Origin of the sequence: Pedobacter sp. BG31 (genome assembly GCF_042464845.1) — a bacterium.
Taxonomy (GTDB): domain Bacteria; phylum Bacteroidota; class Bacteroidia; order Sphingobacteriales; family Sphingobacteriaceae; genus Pedobacter; species Pedobacter suwonensis.
The window spans coordinates 13,616-28,882 of sequence record NZ_JBHNZK010000004.1 but is presented as its reverse complement, the minus strand read 5'-3'; the positions used below and the strand labels follow the sequence as shown (position 1 = coordinate 28,882).

At 37.1% G+C, this 15,267-nt stretch carries 18 protein-coding genes; 13 read left to right on the top strand and 5 right to left on the bottom strand.

Going from position 1 to position 15,267, the window contains the following annotated elements:
- Positions 1-4: 4 nt before the first annotated feature.
- Positions 5-709, bottom strand: coding sequence for a head GIN domain-containing protein (locus ACFE6N_RS06920; protein ID WP_378935073.1), 705 nt, complete (start codon positions 707-709; stop codon positions 5-7).
- A 188-nt stretch (positions 710-897) separates the two neighbouring features.
- Here ACFE6N_RS06920 and ACFE6N_RS06915 point away from each other — a divergent pair, with 188 nt between their 5' ends.
- Positions 898-1,404: a phosphoribosyltransferase family protein gene (locus ACFE6N_RS06915; RefSeq protein ID WP_090986580.1), complete on the top strand. Its 507-nt coding sequence runs from the start codon at positions 898-900 to the stop codon at positions 1,402-1,404.
- A gap of 491 nt (positions 1,405-1,895) precedes the next feature.
- On the opposite strand, the gene ACFE6N_RS06910 is transcribed toward ACFE6N_RS06915, so the two are convergent.
- Positions 1,896-2,441: an REP-associated tyrosine transposase gene (locus tag ACFE6N_RS06910; protein WP_378935071.1), complete on the bottom strand. Its 546-nt coding sequence runs from the start codon at positions 2,439-2,441 to the stop codon at positions 1,896-1,898.
- 311 nt (positions 2,442-2,752) lie between these two features.
- Between ACFE6N_RS06910 and ACFE6N_RS06905 the strand changes: the two genes are divergently transcribed.
- From ACFE6N_RS06905 to ACFE6N_RS06865, 9 genes are all read left to right on the top strand, one after another.
- The gene (locus ACFE6N_RS06905) at positions 2,753-3,376 is read left to right on the top strand and encodes a 1-acyl-sn-glycerol-3-phosphate acyltransferase (RefSeq protein WP_378935069.1); all 624 of its coding nucleotides are present in this window, start codon (positions 2,753-2,755) and stop codon (positions 3,374-3,376) included.
- The gene (locus tag ACFE6N_RS06900) at positions 3,373-4,470 is read left to right on the top strand and encodes a glycosyltransferase family 2 protein (protein WP_378935067.1); all 1,098 of its coding nucleotides are present in this window, start codon (positions 3,373-3,375) and stop codon (positions 4,468-4,470) included. Before ACFE6N_RS06905 ends, ACFE6N_RS06900 begins: the two co-directional genes overlap by 4 nt.
- Positions 4,440-5,114 (top strand): carotenoid biosynthesis protein, encoded by a 675-nt coding sequence (locus ACFE6N_RS06895; protein ID WP_378935065.1) that lies wholly within the window; start codon positions 4,440-4,442, stop codon positions 5,112-5,114. The genes ACFE6N_RS06900 and ACFE6N_RS06895 overlap by 31 nt, the downstream gene beginning before the upstream one ends.
- A gap of 28 nt (positions 5,115-5,142) precedes the next feature.
- Positions 5,143-5,352: a DUF2683 family protein gene (locus ACFE6N_RS06890; RefSeq protein WP_378935063.1), complete on the top strand. Its 210-nt coding sequence runs from the start codon at positions 5,143-5,145 to the stop codon at positions 5,350-5,352.
- The gene (locus tag ACFE6N_RS06885; protein WP_378935061.1) at positions 5,334-5,615 is read left to right on the top strand and encodes a Txe/YoeB family addiction module toxin; all 282 of its coding nucleotides are present in this window, start codon (positions 5,334-5,336) and stop codon (positions 5,613-5,615) included. The genes ACFE6N_RS06890 and ACFE6N_RS06885 overlap by 19 nt, the downstream gene beginning before the upstream one ends.
- Positions 5,616-5,632: 17 nt before the next feature.
- Positions 5,633-6,484: a 4-hydroxy-3-methylbut-2-enyl diphosphate reductase gene (locus ACFE6N_RS06880; protein WP_378935059.1), complete on the top strand. Its 852-nt coding sequence runs from the start codon at positions 5,633-5,635 to the stop codon at positions 6,482-6,484.
- A gap of 144 nt (positions 6,485-6,628) precedes the next feature.
- Positions 6,629-7,303: a fatty acid desaturase gene (locus ACFE6N_RS06875; RefSeq protein WP_378935057.1), complete on the top strand. Its 675-nt coding sequence runs from the start codon at positions 6,629-6,631 to the stop codon at positions 7,301-7,303.
- A 517-nt stretch (positions 7,304-7,820) separates the two neighbouring features.
- A complete protein-coding gene (gene hemH, locus ACFE6N_RS06870) occupies positions 7,821-8,831 on the top strand; it encodes a ferrochelatase (protein ID WP_378935055.1) in 1,011 nt (336 codons plus the stop codon).
- A 7-nt stretch (positions 8,832-8,838) separates the two neighbouring features.
- A complete protein-coding gene (locus tag ACFE6N_RS06865) occupies positions 8,839-9,342 on the top strand; it encodes a gluconokinase (RefSeq protein WP_145859569.1) in 504 nt (167 codons plus the stop codon).
- On the opposite strand, the gene ACFE6N_RS06860 is transcribed toward ACFE6N_RS06865, so the two are convergent.
- Positions 9,323-10,570: a 3-deoxy-D-manno-octulosonic acid transferase gene (locus ACFE6N_RS06860; RefSeq protein WP_378935053.1), complete on the bottom strand. Its 1,248-nt coding sequence runs from the start codon at positions 10,568-10,570 to the stop codon at positions 9,323-9,325. The two genes, ACFE6N_RS06865 and ACFE6N_RS06860, sit on opposite strands and share 20 nt — an antisense overlap.
- A 293-nt stretch (positions 10,571-10,863) precedes the next feature.
- Here ACFE6N_RS06860 and ACFE6N_RS06855 point away from each other — a divergent pair, with 293 nt between their 5' ends.
- From ACFE6N_RS06855 to ACFE6N_RS06845, 3 genes are read left to right on the top strand one after another with little or no spacing between them, the layout of a single operon-like run.
- The gene (locus ACFE6N_RS06855; protein ID WP_090986558.1) at positions 10,864-11,892 is read left to right on the top strand and encodes a UDP-glucuronic acid decarboxylase family protein; all 1,029 of its coding nucleotides are present in this window, start codon (positions 10,864-10,866) and stop codon (positions 11,890-11,892) included.
- 1 nt (position 11,893) lies between these two features.
- Positions 11,894-12,916, top strand: coding sequence for a UDP-glucose 4-epimerase GalE (galE, locus tag ACFE6N_RS06850; RefSeq protein WP_378935051.1), 1,023 nt, complete (start codon positions 11,894-11,896; stop codon positions 12,914-12,916).
- Complete coding sequence (locus ACFE6N_RS06845) at positions 12,917-13,474, top strand: hypothetical protein (protein WP_145859577.1); 558 nt, start codon at positions 12,917-12,919, stop codon at positions 13,472-13,474.
- A 47-nt stretch (positions 13,475-13,521) separates the two neighbouring features.
- Here ACFE6N_RS06845 and ACFE6N_RS06840 read toward each other — a convergent pair whose 3' ends face one another.
- Positions 13,522-14,751, bottom strand: coding sequence for an ABC transporter permease (locus tag ACFE6N_RS06840; RefSeq protein ID WP_378935049.1), 1,230 nt, complete (start codon positions 14,749-14,751; stop codon positions 13,522-13,524).
- A 158-nt stretch (positions 14,752-14,909) separates the two neighbouring features.
- On the bottom strand, positions 14,910-15,263 hold the full coding sequence (locus tag ACFE6N_RS06835; protein ID WP_090986779.1) for an iron-sulfur cluster assembly accessory protein: 354 nt from the start codon (positions 15,261-15,263) through the stop codon (positions 14,910-14,912).
- Positions 15,264-15,267 lie beyond the last annotated feature (4 nt).

The following is a 15,267-nucleotide window of genomic DNA, read 5'->3' as shown; positions in this document are numbered from 1 at the left end:
ACTTTTAATTTACGTGGTGCACATCCCCACTTTTTGAGCTTGATGTTTTTTTAAGTGACGCGTTACCCTTATAACTTACATCGCCACCGCCACTTGCACTGGCTTCCAAGCCTTTATTTACGTAAAGATTTACATCAGAACCACCAGAAGCCTGAACCTTTGCATAATCTGCAATTAATTCATAAGCATCGATATCGCTACCGCCACTGGATTGAATGGTCATATTTTCCGCTTTTCCTTTTAAATCAATGTCGCTTCCTCCGCTTGATTGGATAGATAGATCTTTACAAACTACACTAAGTTTCAGATCCGATCCACCGGATGACCGGATGGCAAGTTTATCTGTCTTGATCTGATTTTGTGTAAAAACATCTGAACCTCCCGAAGCTGCTATTGCATTTAAGCTTTTAAAACTAACGTAAGCTTTAATGGTACGGTTTTTAAACATACTTCCCCAGTTGATACCATCTTTAAATTTGATGGTAACATTGCTGCCACTTTGCTCCACAACAATATCTTTTAATATTTCCGAATCAGCTTTTACATTTACACTTTCGCTTCCACCCTGGGTTAAGTACAAATCAATTCCGCTACTGACCCCAATGCTGTTGATGTTTTTAACTGTGAAGCTTTTGGTTTCCTGTGCTTTAGCTATGTAGCTAGCTGCCACTATAAATAAGATGGCGGATGATTTGATAAGGATTTTCATATTTGTTTTTCGTTAAATGATTATGAAGCTGTTGCAATGCATTATTTGCATCTCAAGCTTCGGTTATCGTTTTGGTTACAGATTAGACGCATCTCTGGCGAAAACGTTGCAAACGATCGAAATTATTTTTTAAATAGTTTGAATTTCATCCTTAAAATCGTTCTTTTTGTATTCAATCCGATTATACAATGGCATCGCAATTACTTATTCTTAACAAAAAACAAATTCAGCAGAAAATAGATCGTATCGCTTATCAGATTTTGGAAGATAACCTGAACGAAAAAGAAGTGGTACTTGCCGGTATTTGGGACCGCGGTTATAAATTAGCGCAAAGGTTAGAGAAAGTGCTTAAAAAGATTTCAGGCTTTAAACTTACCCTGTTGCGTATCGATCTGCAGAAGGAAAGCAGCAAACTGGTAGCTTCAACAGATTTGGATGAAAGCCATTGGAAAAACAAAGTGATTATTATTGTTGATGATGTATTGAATAGTGGTAAAACCCTTGCTTATGGTTTAGGTGTTTTCTTAAACACGCCACATAAAAAAATCCGTACGGTGGTTTTGGTTGACCGCAGCCATAAAATCTTTCCCATTGCTACTGATTTTGTTGGACTTGAACTTGCCACCGTTTTAAAAGAGCATGTTGATGTAGTGATGGATGTGGAAGGTGAGGAAGACCGGGTTTATTTGAGTTAGGATTGATGTAAGATGGAAGAGGTAGGATGGACGATGGGATAATATAACTGATATTGTTACGCGTACTACAACTACTCAATATCGTCCTCGTTTATAACGAGGATGTATGAGAAGAGCGATTTTATCGCTTATTTAATTATTTATATTTTAGATATTTGCGCCACATTACAAATGTGGATCTCGCTGATCCTCGTTTCAAACGAGGACCATAATTTTATTCTGGAGTTAGCATAATTTTGGCGTTTCTTTACATTGATATATCGTCCTCATTTGTAATGAGGATGTATGAGAAACGCGATTTTATCGCCTATTTAATTATTTATATTATAGGTACTTGCGCCACATTACAAATGTGGATCTCTCTGATCCTCGTTTCAAACGAGTACCATAATTTTATCCTGGATTTAGCATAATTTTGGCGTTTTTTTATACTGCGATATCGTCCTCGTTTGTAACGAGGATGCGTGAAAAGAGCGATTTTATCGCTCTCTTTAAATCAATTCAATTTTTATTAAACCCTCAATTCCTACATAATCCCTGGCGCTACTGTAAATATATTGTTCAGGAGATTCAACTATACCAGCTTTAACTGGGTTCTCATGGATATAATGTAGTTTTTGATATGCATCTATTTCTTGCAAATCGATAGGATGATTGTCATCTTGCCAGATTTTATAATTTTCGGCCCTATTGGTTTTTCTAGCTTCAAAATTAAACTTATCTAAAAGCCAATCTTTTCTGCTTTCAGGCATTTCCTTAATTGCTGTTGCAAGTTTTTTAGATGTAAATTTTTTAAAGTCTCTCAGAAAATCAGACATTTTATTTGGCTCTTCACATCTTCCAATAAAATGAATGTGATTCGTCATCAGAACCCAAGCATTCAGTATTAATCCTTTACACTCAATACAGTGCTTTAACGAATCAACAATTATGTTTTTATATTCCGGTCGCGTAAATAAATCGATCCAACCGACTATTGTGCAGGTTATGAAATAAGTTTGATGCTGACCCGTAATGATGTATCTGCTTCCTCCCATAATAACAGATATTTAAATCTTTCAATAAAATTATGCCATCGGTAATGCAATATTTGGGAGATTTACAGTAAATATAAACAAATATTCGTTTGTATAATAAGATTATAGTCCTGGTTTGGAACTTGGATGTATGAAAAAAGTGGTGAAATTGCTTATTGCGAAATTATTATACAGTTTTCATCGCATTAGAAATGTGAATCTCGCTGATCCTTGTTAAAAAGGAGGACCATCAATTCATCAAAACAATCTTTTTAATCATCTATATATAGCGCACATTTGCAATTCACCTCAATTTTTTGCAATTTTCCGAAATGTATCAGCCCAGAAAAAATAATCTGATTTTCAAATTTTTCTCATGGTATATTCAGTTTATTATCAAAAAAGATTTTGCTGCATTCAATTATAATGCAGTAGAAATAAAATCGGATTCTTCTATTTTGATCCTGGCCAATCATTTCAGTTGGTGGGATGGTTTTTTTCTGTTTTACATCAACAAAAAAGTGTTAAAAAAACAGTTTCATGTTTTGGTGAATGCCGAGAACTACACTAAAATAGGTTTTTTGAAGTATTTAGGTGCTTTTGCTGCCGAAAATAAAGGTAAAGATGTGCTGGAAACGCTTAACTATGCAGGCAAATTGTTAGATAATCCTGCAAACCTGGTGCTGGTATTTCCACAAGGCAAATTGTATTCTAACCATTTAAACGGTATTAATTTTGAAAAAGGGGTCATGCAGATCATTAATGCCAGCCAGAAAAAAATCAATATCATTTTTGCTGCTACTTTTATCGATTATTTTGCCAGGAGAAAGCCTACAGTTTATAATTATTTACAGCGTTGGGAAACTGAAGAGTATGTGAGTTTGCAATTGCTAAAAAGTGCCTATAATAAACATTACGATCAATCGGTTGTTAAACAAAATCAACTCATTGAATGACAGTTTTTATTTACGCCGTTTTAATTTTTCTGGTCATCCGCGTTTCGGTTACAGTTTTCAATTTCCTTTCTAACCCAAAGTTGCCAAGGGTTGTTAAACATCATCATGACCTGGTTTCAATTCTCATTCCTGCAAGAAATGAGGCGGAGAATATTTTAGAATTGCTTATTTCGATAAAAAATCAGGATTATACCGATTATGAGGTTTTTGTTCTGGATGATAACAGCAACGATAATACTTTCGGGGTAGTCGAAAAATTTTGCCTTGATAATCCGCAATTCAAGGTGGTAAGTGGTAGAGCGTTACCTCCGGACTGGCTGGGTAAAAACTATGCCTGTCACCAGCTTAGCGAATTGGCCACCGGTAAATACTTATTATTCATTGATGCTGACGAAACCATTAAAAGAGGATTGATCAACAGCCTCATCAGCAGGATGGAAATTGGAAGCCTTACCTTGCTCAGCGTTTTTACCAACCAAACAATGAAATCGATAGGTGAGTGGTTAACTGTGCCTTTAATGCATTTTATCCTGTTGAATTTATTGCCTTTGCGATTGGTGAAGCTTTCTAAAAATCCGGCTTTTGCAGCAGCCAGTGGGCAATGTATGTTTTTTAATGCCCTTAATTATAAAGAAAACCGTTGGCATGAGCGGGTTAAACATCATGTTGTGGAAGATGTGGAAATTATGAAACTGGTAAAACAGGAAAAATTTAATGCAGAAGCACTTCTGGGCAACGGATTGATTTATTGCAGGATGTATAAGAATTTAAGCGAAAGCATAAATGGCTTTAGTAAAAATTTACTTGCAGGTTTTGGTAATAACATCATAATATTATTACTTTACCAGCTTTTGGTAACGGTAGGACCATTGGTTTTGATCTTAAACTTTAATGTTACTTTACTTGTATTACCATTAACTTTAATAGTATTAAGCAGAATGATGATTTCCTATTTATCCGGACAGCGTGTTTTGATAAATCTGGTTCTACATCCGTTACAGATGTTGTTCTTCTTAATCATTTCACTCATTTCTATAAAAAAACACATTTTTAAAACGAGCACATGGAAGGGCAGAACGATCAAAACGATTTAAAGGTTAAAAGAATTGCAGTTGCAATAATTGTCGTTTTTCATGTAGTTGGCTTGTTTGGCTTCATAATCCCCGCTGCACAGCCTTATTTTGTAAAACTAGTCCCTTTTCATTTATTGCTGATGTTTGCCATAATTGTTTTTTCATACAATGGCAATGTAAAAAGATTATTATTGTTCGTTTCAGGAGTATTTCTCTGTGGCTTTTTAGTCGAAGTATTGGGCGTACATACCGGAAAGATATTTGGCAGCTACTACTATGGCGATACACTGGGTTACAAAGTTGCTGCAGTTCCATTGCTAATGGGTATAAACTGGGTGATCCTGATATTCAGTATTGGACAAATGATGAAAAGTATAAAAATCAGGCATAGTATTTTGGCATCGGTTATAGGGGCCTTTGCACTTGTAGGGCTTGATTTCTTTTTAGAACCGGTGGCCATGAAGTTCGATTACTGGCACTGGGACTGGCACGAAATTCCGGTTCAGAATTATGTGGCCTGGTTTATTGTTTCGGTAATTTTGCTGAAGTTTTATTATGCTTTAGGCTTGAAACAGCAGAAATATATTGGTGTGACTATGTTTGCCTCACAGCTAATCTTTTTTGTTGTCTTATACATGACAACCGGAACAAATATTTTTGCTTAATTTTGTATGTTAATTCTAATTAATTTGCATGATGGAAACGCTAATCGTACAGCCTAAAAATAAAAAACAGCTTTTGGCGGTTGAGGCCGTTTTACAAGCATTAAATGTAACTTTTAAAAAAGAGAAGAGCTATAGTCGTGAATTCATAAATGACATAGCCAAAGGAGAAGAAGATATAAAACATGGACGTTTAACAAGGGTTAAGGATGTTCAAAATATATGGGAAAGTATTTTGTAGACATTACAGATCAAGCTAAAAAGCAATTAGCTGAGATTTTTAAATCAGGAGACAAAGCTTCCATTAAAAAACTTCAGCGAATTTTTATAGAATTAAGTATTCATCCAAAATCAGGCGTAGGTACACCTGAACAGTTAAAATTTGAATTTTCCGGTTATTGGTCAAGGCAAGTAAATAAAAAAGATAGATTAGTTTATAGAATTGATGAAGAGATTATTGCTGTATTTGTAATTTCTGCAAAGGGACACTACCATGATAAATAACTAATCCTTAGAAAAAAATGAGCAATCTAAACTTACAGGTTAACATCGATAAATCATCAGGCTTTTGCTTTGGCGTAGTATATGCTATAGAAATGGCAGAAGACATTCTGGATAACGAAGGTTATTTATATTGCCTTGGCGATATTGTGCATAATGATGAAGAAGTAGCGCGTTTAACCAATCGCGGATTAAAAATCATCGATCATGAGGTACTAAAAAACTTAAAGAACGAAAAAGTTTTGATCAGGGCACACGGTGAGGCACCTTCAACCTATCAACTGGCTTTAGAAAATAACCTTACATTAATAGATGCTTCGTGCCCGGTTGTGCTTAAATTGCAGAACAGGATTAAAAATTCGCATGATGATGATGAGCAGGTTCTTATTTTTGGTAAGCATGGCCATGCTGAAGTGATCGGATTACAAGGCCAAACTGATGGTAAAGCCATTGTTTTTCAAGATTCGGCCGAATTAGATCAGGTTGAGCTTCCGGCTAAATTTACCTTATATAGCCAAACTACTAAAAGCACCGATAAATTCTATCACATTAAAGATGAATTATTGAGTCGTGGTTACGAAGTTAAGGCCAACGATACCATTTGCAGACAAGTATCTAACCGATATGAAGAACTGGAAGATTTTGTGAGTCATTATGATAAGATCGTTTTTGTTTCGGGAAAGAAATCTTCAAACGGAAAAGTGCTTTATGATGTTTGTAAGAAACATAATACTAATTCTTACTTCATTTCGAATGTAGAAGAGTTGGAGCAAGGGTGGTTTGTTGAAAACGATAAGGTAGGTATCTGCGGGGCTACCTCTACCCCAATGTGGCTGATGGAGAATGTTAAAGCCGCTTTGGAGCAGTATTAGATTATAAGAAGATCTGATAAGTATTCTATAGTAGAATCGTCATCTCTACTGTAACGCAGTGGAATGGAGAGATCTGCTTTGATAGATCTCTCGACTTCGTTGCACTTCGCTCGAGATGACGATCACATATTTTGATATAAAAAATTGAAAAAGATAAATCCATATACCGGAATATTGGTTGCGTTAACCGTAATTACCTGTTGGTTTATTTCTCTTTATTTTTTGCTGATATGGGATTTTAAATGGAGCAATCCTTTGGTTTATCTCATGGTTTTTGTTCAGATGCACTTGTACACCGGCTTGTTTATAACCGCCCACGATGCCATGCATGGAACAATAGCACCGAACACAAAGGCAAATAATTTTATTGGTTATCTATCTGTTTTTCTCTACGCCGGTTTTTTTTATAACCGTTTGTACGCGAAACATCACCAACACCACCGTTATGTACATACTGAAAAGGATCCGGATTTTGCGCCACATGGCTTTTGGAAATGGTATTTCCGTTTTATGTTAAATTATGTTACCATTATTCAATTGGCCATTATGGCCATAGCTTTTAATGTTTTAAAAATCTGGATTAATGAAAAAAATCTCTTACTATTTTGGGTACTGCCATCTTTGTTAAGCACTTTTCAACTCTTTTATTTTGGAACATATTTGCCTCATAAAGGAGAGCATGATAATGAATACCATTCGAATACGTTACAGAAAAACCATTTTGTAGCTTTTATAACCTGTTACTTTTTTGGTTATCACTTTGAGCACCATCAAAAGCCAGGTATGCCATGGTGGCAGCTTTATAAAACGAAAAGGTAATATAATTAGTTTTAGTGTCAGATGTTTCGGCCTGACACTAGATTAACCATCTTTTGATTTTTCTAATGATCTTTTGTTTATTTTAACTTTCAGATGGAAACATCTGACAGCACCATTATCTTACACCAAATAAACAGCCTCTAATTTCCCAAAGAATCTTTTGCTTGTTTATTCAACTGTCAGATGGTAAAATCCGACTGCACATTGATAGTAGCGTTAAAAAACAGCACCTTTAATAAGGTTTAAAAATGTTAAAAACTTGCACAGAACCGCGTCCATAAACCTGACTGGACGAAAATCCTTTTTTGAGGTATGAACGTTTAAATAGCATTACCTGCCACAAAAAGATTGTAGGGAAGGTAGGGCAATACTTAAATGTACGTGCTATCTTCGCTTTTCTAATAAATAGGTAGCCAATACAAGTTTTTTGACCGAAAAATGGCGGCCATTACATTTTTACATAGGGAAAAAGCAATAAAAAGGCGATATTTGCGCCACAAAACATATTCTTGTATAAATGAGCAAAAAGGGAATTTTACTGGTAAATTTAGGAACACCTGATAGTCCGGCAACAGCTGATGTTAGAAGATACTTAGACCAATTTTTAATGGATGAAAGGGTAATCGATATTCCCAAACTGAACAGGACATTATTGGTTAAAGGTATTATTGTTCCCTTCCGTAGTCCTAAAACTGCAAAATTATATAAAGAAATCTGGAGTGAAGATGGCTCACCATTGCTGTTTTACAGCAGGATACAGGCTAAAATGCTTCAGGAAAGATTAGGTGATGAATACCATGTAGAACTGGCTATGCGTTACCAAAACCCATCTATTGCCTCTGCTCTGGCCAATTTAAAAGCAGGTTTGGTAGAAAGTATACAGGTAATTCCCATGTTTCCACAATATGCTTCTGCCAGTACTGGTTCGGTAATGCAGCTGGTGATGGAATTGGTGAGTAAATGGCCAACAGTTCCCCCCATTTCTTTCATTAATTCATTCCACGATAACGAATTAATGATAAAAGTTTTTGCCGAAAATGCAAGGAAACATAACGTAGAAAGTTATGACCACGTATTGTTTAGTTTCCACGGCTTACCAGAACGTCAGCTTTTAAAATGCGATCATACCGGGAGTTATTGTTTAAAAAATGCCGATTGCTGCCAAACATTAAATGATACCAATAAATTCTGCTATTCTGCCCAGGGACATGATACCGCCAGGTTAATCGCTCAGGAATTAAACCTGTCAAAAGATCAATATACTGTTTGTTTTCAGTCCCGTTTAGGTAAGGAACCATGGGTACAGCCTTATACTACCGATGTATTAAAGAAACTGGCTGCCGAAGGCAAAAAACGCCTTTTAGTTTTTAGCCCGGCTTTTGTGGCTGATTGTTTGGAAACGCTTTACGAAATCACGGTAGAATACCACGAAGAATTTAAAGCGTTGGGTGGCGAACATGTTCAGTTGGTGGAAAGTTTAAACGATAGTCCTGTATTTATTGAGGCTTTGGCCGGAATGGTAAAATAGATCAACGATGGGAAGTTTTATTATTTTAATGGGCGTATCAGGAAGTGGTAAAACAGTAATCGGAAAAGCCCTGGCCCCAAAAATAAATGCAGAATTTATAGATGGTGATAACCTGCATTCGCAACGGAACGTAGATAAAATGGCAGCTGGGATTGCATTGACAGATGCTGATCGCTTAGATTGGCTACAGTTAATTGCTAAAGTTGGCCGTGAACATGCTGACAATGGAGGCAATTGTATTATCGCTTGTTCTGCACTTAAAAAATCTTACCGGGATCTCTTGAGAGCGGATAATAAATCCATACATTTTGTGTATCTGAAAGGAAGTTTCGATTTGATCCACGATCGCATTGTTAAACGCAGTCATCAATACATGCCTTCCAGCTTATTACAAAGTCAGTTTGAAACCTTAGAAGAGCCACAAGCAGATGAACCGGATGTATTTACCGTTTCTATTGACCAAAGTATATCCGAAATAGTTGAAGAAATTGCTAAGGCTGATCTGGTTTAGTAATTACAGAAACAATCTGACCTGTTGCCCCTTTTTTATCCTCCACATATTTGCTGGCCGCATTCGCTGCGTGTCGATCGCTTGCAAAAGCATTAAAGGCATCAATTAGTTCTTCAGCTGATGTTATGCTTCTCGCAGCACCTATGGCAATAAGATCTTTTGCTTCCTGAAATTTATTGTATTTAGGTCCGAAAATTACCGGTAACCCAAATGCCGCAGCTTCTAAAGTGTTGTGGATACCTATGCCGAAGCCGCCGCCGATATAGGCCAGCTTACCATATTGATATAATGACGAAAGCATACCAATGTTGTCGATGATTAAGATTTGAGATTTTAGATTTGAGCGTTGAGAACTGCTGACTTCTGACTGGGAACTGAAAACTGAAAACCGTACACTGCCAACTGAAAACTGTTTCTCAATACTTTCTATATGGCTTTCGTGGATCTCGTGTGGGGCAATGATAAATTTCCAATTCGGATATTGCCGAGGTAATGCAGATAATATTTTTTCATCTTCGGGCCAGGTACTTCCGCAAACTAAAGTAGGGGCGCTACCGATAAAGCTTTCAATAATATCGAGCTGTTTTGGTGATTGCGCATTTTCGTAAACCCTGTCGAAACGGGTATCGCCACTAATGGTTACATCATTTAATCCGATTGATTTTAAAAGGTTTGCGCTTTCCTCATTTTGCACGAAAAAGTAGGTGACCGATTTTAATATGTTCCGGTAAAAACTGCCATACCATTTAAAAAACACCTGACTTTCTCTGAAAATCCCGGAAATCACATATAAAGGAATGCCCTTGGCTTTTAGTTCCTTAAAATAGAAGTGCCAAAATTCATATTTGGTAAAAATCGCCATTTCAGGGTTAATGGCTGCTATGAAACGTTTAGCATTAGCCGCAGTATCAATCGGGAGATAAAATACGTCAGCCAAGGCATAATTTTTTCTAATCTCGTATCCCGAAGGTGAGAAAAAAGTAACTACAATTTTCTTTGTCGGGTAAAGAGCTTTCAGTTTTTCTAAAACCGGCCGGCCTTGTTCAAATTCGCCTAAAGAAGCAAAATGGAACCATACATGTTTTTCTGCTGGATTAACTTTCTGGGCAATCGAGGTAAAGATATTTTTGCGGCCATTGATAAACAATTTTGCCTTTGGATTAAATAATGAGAATATCCTGATGAGTAAAGTATAGCCCCAGATTCCGATGATGTAAAGTAATTTCATATCTTCGTGCCAAGATAAAAGGAATATATTTAAAAAGCTTAAAATATATGAAAGCCTTGCGTTTTACTGATATTAATGGATAAACAGACTTCACCGCCTGCCTTTTAGCTAATCAAAATAAAATGAGAAATCGGCCTGAAAAATAAAATCATTTTTGATGGGCGGAATTGATACGATTTGAAAAAAATGACCGATCTTGGCTATAATTATAACGCCAAAGGTAGAAGACTATAAACTCCTGTTTACTATTGTGGATAACATCAAAAATATATTGAATAAGATTATTAAAAAATATGAGTGAAATAAAGGAAAAATTCCCTTCGGAAAGTTTGGGGAGTAGAAAGAGAATATTGATTACAGGCGCAGCCGGATTTTTAGGCTCACACCTTTGTGATCGTTTTGTAAAAGAGGATTATCACGTGATCGGGATGGATAACCTGATTACCGGAGATATAGCCAATATCGAACACCTGTTTAAACTGGAAAATTTTGAGTTTTATAACCACGACGTTTCAAAATTTGTTCACATTCCAGGTAAGCTAGATTATATTTTACATTTTGCTTCACCTGCAAGTCCGATTGATTATCTTAAAATTCCAATCCAGACCCTTAAGGTAGGCTCTTTGGGTACACATAATCTTTTGGGTTTGGCGCGTAATAAGAACGCCAGGATGCTGATCGCATCAACCTCAGAAGTGTATGGCGATCCGAATGTAAATCCTCAACCGGAAGAGTATTGGGGAAATGTAAATCCGGTGGGGCCACGTGGTGTTTACGATGAGGCCAAGCGTTTTCAGGAAGCCATAACTATGGCTTACCATACTTTCCATGGCGTAGAAACCAGAATTGTTAGGATTTTTAATACCTACGGACCAAGAATGCGACTAAATGATGGACGTGTTTTACCTGCTTTTATCGGACAGGCTTTAAGAGGGGAAGATTTAACTGTTTTTGGTGATGGAAGTCAGACACGCTCTTTTTGTTATGTTGATGATCTGATAGAGGGTATATACCGTTTATTAATGAGTGACTATGCTCAGCCGGTAAACATTGGTAATCCGGATGAAATCACGATCAAACAGTTTTGTGAGGAAATCATCAAGCTTACAGGTACTACACAAAAAATTGTTTACAAGGAACTTCCGCAGGATGATCCGAAACAGCGTAGGCCGGATATCTCAAAAGCGAAAGAGCTATTGGGTTGGGAGCCAAAAATAGGTCGTGCAGAAGGATTAAAAATTACATACGAATACTTTAAGTCTTTGTCTTCAGAGGCTTTGGAAAAAATAGAACATAAAGATTTTACCACATTTAACCGTTAAAATGGCAAAAATATTAGTTACTGGCGGAACAGGATATATCGGTTCGCACACAGTAGTAGAATTACACAACGCAGGATACGAAGTTGTAATTATCGATAACCTTTCTAATTCGAATATCAAGATTTTAACCCAGCTGCATGCCATCACCGGTAAATGGTTTGATTTTCATGAAATTGATTTACAGGATGAAAAAGCAGTAAGGGAATTTGCCGAAAACCATGCTGATATAGATGGAATTATCCATTTTGCTGCTTACAAGGCGGTGGGTGAATCGGTAGAACAACCCTTAAAATATTATAAAAATAACTTTTTCGGATTAATTAACCTGCTTACTTCATTTAACAGGAAAATTAATTTTGTGTTTTCTTCATCATGTACAGTTTATGGTCAGCCAGATACTTTGCCGGTAACCGAAGCGGCATCAGTAAAAAAAGCAGAATCTCCTTATGGGAATACCAAACAGATTGCTGAAGAGATACTGGCAGAAACTGCTGCGGTGACGCCTGATCTAAGTGTAATCGCTTTGCGTTATTTTAATCCGGTTGGTGCACATGAAACTGCTTTGATTGGTGAGCTGCCAAATGGTGTGCCTGCAAACCTTGTTCCCTTTATTACCCAATCAGCTATTGGAAAACGTGGTCCGATTACTGTTCACGGAAATGATTATGATACGCCGGATGGTTCCGCTATCCGCGATTATATCCATGTGGTTGATCTTGCAAAAGCACATGTTGCCGCTATAAAAAAATTAGAAGATGGGAATCCTAACGGTAACTACGATGTGTTCAATATCGGTACTGGTAAAGGTTTTTCAGTTTTGGAGATTATTGCTGCTTTCGAAAAAGCAAACGGACAGAAACTGGATTATAAAATCGGGCCAAGAAGGGCAGGAGATGTTGTGGAGATTTATGGTGATGTAGAGAAATCAAATAACGAATTGGGCTGGAAGGCCGCCCTTGATATCAATGAAATGATGCGCTCTGCCTGGGAGTGGGAAAAATACATTAAGGCTAATCCTTTTTAAATGAAATTATCGGAGCACAAAGATTTAAAAACCGCTATTGCCGCATTGCCTGTTAAAGAAAAAGACAAGCTGTTATTGCGTCTGGTAGCAAAAGATAAAGTGCTTACCGAACACCTTCATTATAAGTTATTAGAGGATGAGACGGATCTGGAAGACCGTAAAGAAAGGATTAAGGCTGAAGTTGAGGAGCAGATTACTGAGCTTAAAAAACTGAATGCAAAAGAAGCCTTAGTAAAAGTAAGGAAGATGATCACTGCTGTAAATCATTTTTACAAAGTGACAAAAGATCCTGTTGGAGAGGTTGAGCTAAAATTGTTTATTCTAAATACTATCCCTCTGGACTATAAAAAGTCAATTTTTGGTTACCGCGATTTTATGATGCTTTTTAGTGTTTATTACATTAAAACGGTTGCGGTAACCATCAATAAATTCAAAAAACTTCATGAAGACCTGCAGTTCGACTTTGCGGAAAACCTAAATCAGCTGCTTGATAAAATTTACTCCTCTAAATTGGCTGGTGCTGCAGAAGCCAGCAATTTACCAAAAGAAATCGTCTAAAGCTATAGCTTATCATTAGGCCCGGATTACAGCACTACTGAACCAGTTTATTCATACCTTAACGCCTCTACAGGATCTAGTCTGGAAGCTTTTTTTGCGGGATAATAACCAGATAAAATTCCAACTAATACACATAATACAAAACCACCAATGATAAACAACCACGGGATTAAAAATGAACCACCCATGGCCAGGGAGATTAAGTTTCCTAATACAATGCCGAGAAAAATCCCGAATACACCACCCATTAAGCAGATTACTACAGCTTCAATTAAAAACTGGCGACGGATTACTTTTGGATTGGCCCCAATGGCTTTACGTATACCAATTTCGCGCGTACGTTCGGTAACAGAAACCAGCATGATATTCATCAAACCTATCGAGGCTCCAATTAAAGTAATGATACCGATTGCAACACCACCGATGGCTACAAACGCCAGGTTTTCGAACAAGGTTTGGGCAATGGCATCACTTTTGGTAATTTCGAAATTGTTGGGTTCGCTTACCTTTACTTTGCGTATATTTCTGAATAGCGCAGTAGATTCACCAATAATGTTTTCCTGCATGTCATTACTAGGTACCATTACTGTAATGGTATAAGATGGATTGGCATTGGCATTAATCTGCTTTGCTTTCAACAGCGGCACATAAACGGCCCTGTCTCCACTAAAGCCCATACTCGATCCTTTTTTCTCCAAAATACCAACAATTTTAAATCGGTTATTGCCTACATTGATCAGCTTATCCAAGGGATCTGAATCTTTGAAGAGTTTTTCAACTACTTCGCCACCAACTATACAAACATTACTTCCCAACTGTATTTCAGAAACGCTAAAATTTCTTCCCTGTGAGAGGTTTAAACCCTGAGCGGCTAAACCATTTTCATCAATTCCCTGAATGTTAATATTTGGGTTGGTTTTTAAACTACCATATTTTATAGTAGAACCACCACTGGCAAAAACACTTACTGCCACGGTAGCGGGGGTATTCAGGCTATCTTTAAACTTAACGGCATCTTCGTAACGGATGGCTTTAAAAGGTTTGGGTCTTTTCCCGTTTCCAATTCTAATTCCTGTACCCCGGTTTCTGATGGTAAATGAGTTGGCTCCCATGCTACTAAAAGCATCTGTCATACTTTTTTTTACAGCATCAAGAGTGGTTAAAATCCCCACCAAAGCCATTAAACCAATGGCAATAATCAAGGCGGTAAGCATGGTACGCAAGCGGTTCGCTTTAATAGATTCTAATGCCAGTCGGATGTTTTCTCTGTAATTCATTTATTGTAAGTGCCAGGTCAGGTATTGAGTATTAAGTATGGAGATGGGATTTAACCTTGTACCCTACACCTTTTGCCTTAAACCTTTATGTGTAAAAATAAAAAAAGTCCCGATGTTTAGACAAGGGGACTGTATGATATGTTACAATAATATTTTATTTATGCCGAGAAACTCGTGCCACAGCCACAGGTGCTGGTTGCATTGGGGTTAATGAAGGTAAACCCACGCGAATTTAAGCCGTCCTGCCAATCAATCATCATGCCCATTAAGTACATCTGGTGTGCTTTGTTCATGAAAACCTTGATGCCGTTGATCAGAAATTCCTGATCGCCATCTTTTTTCTGATCAAAACCTAAAACGTAATTCATGCCGGCACAGCCACCACCTTCAACGCCAACGCGCAATCCGTAATCATCGCCAATTTCCTGCTGATCTTTTAATTTATATAACTCTTTGGCTGCCCCCTCGGAAAAACTAACTGGTGCAAATGCTGTATCAACTGTTGTGCTCATGTTA

What these genes read in the sequence shown, in the direction of transcription:
- ACFE6N_RS06920 (WP_378935073.1), bottom strand. Translation starts at nt 709, where the DNA reads ATGAAAATCCTTATCAAATCATCCGCCATCTTATTTATAGTGGCAGCT.
- ACFE6N_RS06915 (WP_090986580.1), top strand. Translation starts at nt 898, where the DNA reads ATGGCATCGCAATTACTTATTCTTAACAAAAAACAAATTCAGCAGAAA.
- ACFE6N_RS06910 (WP_378935071.1), bottom strand. Translation starts at nt 2,441, where the DNA reads ATGGGAGGAAGCAGATACATCATTACGGGTCAGCATCAAACTTATTTC.
- ACFE6N_RS06905 (WP_378935069.1), top strand. Translation starts at nt 2,753, where the DNA reads ATGTATCAGCCCAGAAAAAATAATCTGATTTTCAAATTTTTCTCATGG.
- ACFE6N_RS06900 (WP_378935067.1), top strand. Translation starts at nt 3,373, where the DNA reads ATGACAGTTTTTATTTACGCCGTTTTAATTTTTCTGGTCATCCGCGTT.
- ACFE6N_RS06895 (WP_378935065.1), top strand. Translation starts at nt 4,440, where the DNA reads ATGGAAGGGCAGAACGATCAAAACGATTTAAAGGTTAAAAGAATTGCA.
- ACFE6N_RS06890 (WP_378935063.1), top strand. Translation starts at nt 5,143, where the DNA reads ATGATGGAAACGCTAATCGTACAGCCTAAAAATAAAAAACAGCTTTTG.
- ACFE6N_RS06885 (WP_378935061.1), top strand. Translation starts at nt 5,334, where the DNA reads ATGGGAAAGTATTTTGTAGACATTACAGATCAAGCTAAAAAGCAATTA.
- ACFE6N_RS06880 (WP_378935059.1), top strand. Translation starts at nt 5,633, where the DNA reads ATGAGCAATCTAAACTTACAGGTTAACATCGATAAATCATCAGGCTTT.
- hemH (WP_378935055.1), top strand. Translation starts at nt 7,821, where the DNA reads ATGAGCAAAAAGGGAATTTTACTGGTAAATTTAGGAACACCTGATAGT.
- ACFE6N_RS06865 (WP_145859569.1), top strand. Translation starts at nt 8,839, where the DNA reads ATGGGAAGTTTTATTATTTTAATGGGCGTATCAGGAAGTGGTAAAACA.
- ACFE6N_RS06860 (WP_378935053.1), bottom strand. Translation starts at nt 10,570, where the DNA reads ATGAAATTACTTTACATCATCGGAATCTGGGGCTATACTTTACTCATC.
- ACFE6N_RS06855 (WP_090986558.1), top strand. Translation starts at nt 10,864, where the DNA reads ATGAGTGAAATAAAGGAAAAATTCCCTTCGGAAAGTTTGGGGAGTAGA.
- galE (WP_378935051.1), top strand. Translation starts at nt 11,894, where the DNA reads ATGGCAAAAATATTAGTTACTGGCGGAACAGGATATATCGGTTCGCAC.
- ACFE6N_RS06845 (WP_145859577.1), top strand. Translation starts at nt 12,917, where the DNA reads ATGAAATTATCGGAGCACAAAGATTTAAAAACCGCTATTGCCGCATTG.
- ACFE6N_RS06840 (WP_378935049.1), bottom strand. Translation starts at nt 14,751, where the DNA reads ATGAATTACAGAGAAAACATCCGACTGGCATTAGAATCTATTAAAGCG.
- ACFE6N_RS06835 (WP_090986779.1), bottom strand. Translation starts at nt 15,263, where the DNA reads ATGAGCACAACAGTTGATACAGCATTTGCACCAGTTAGTTTTTCCGAG.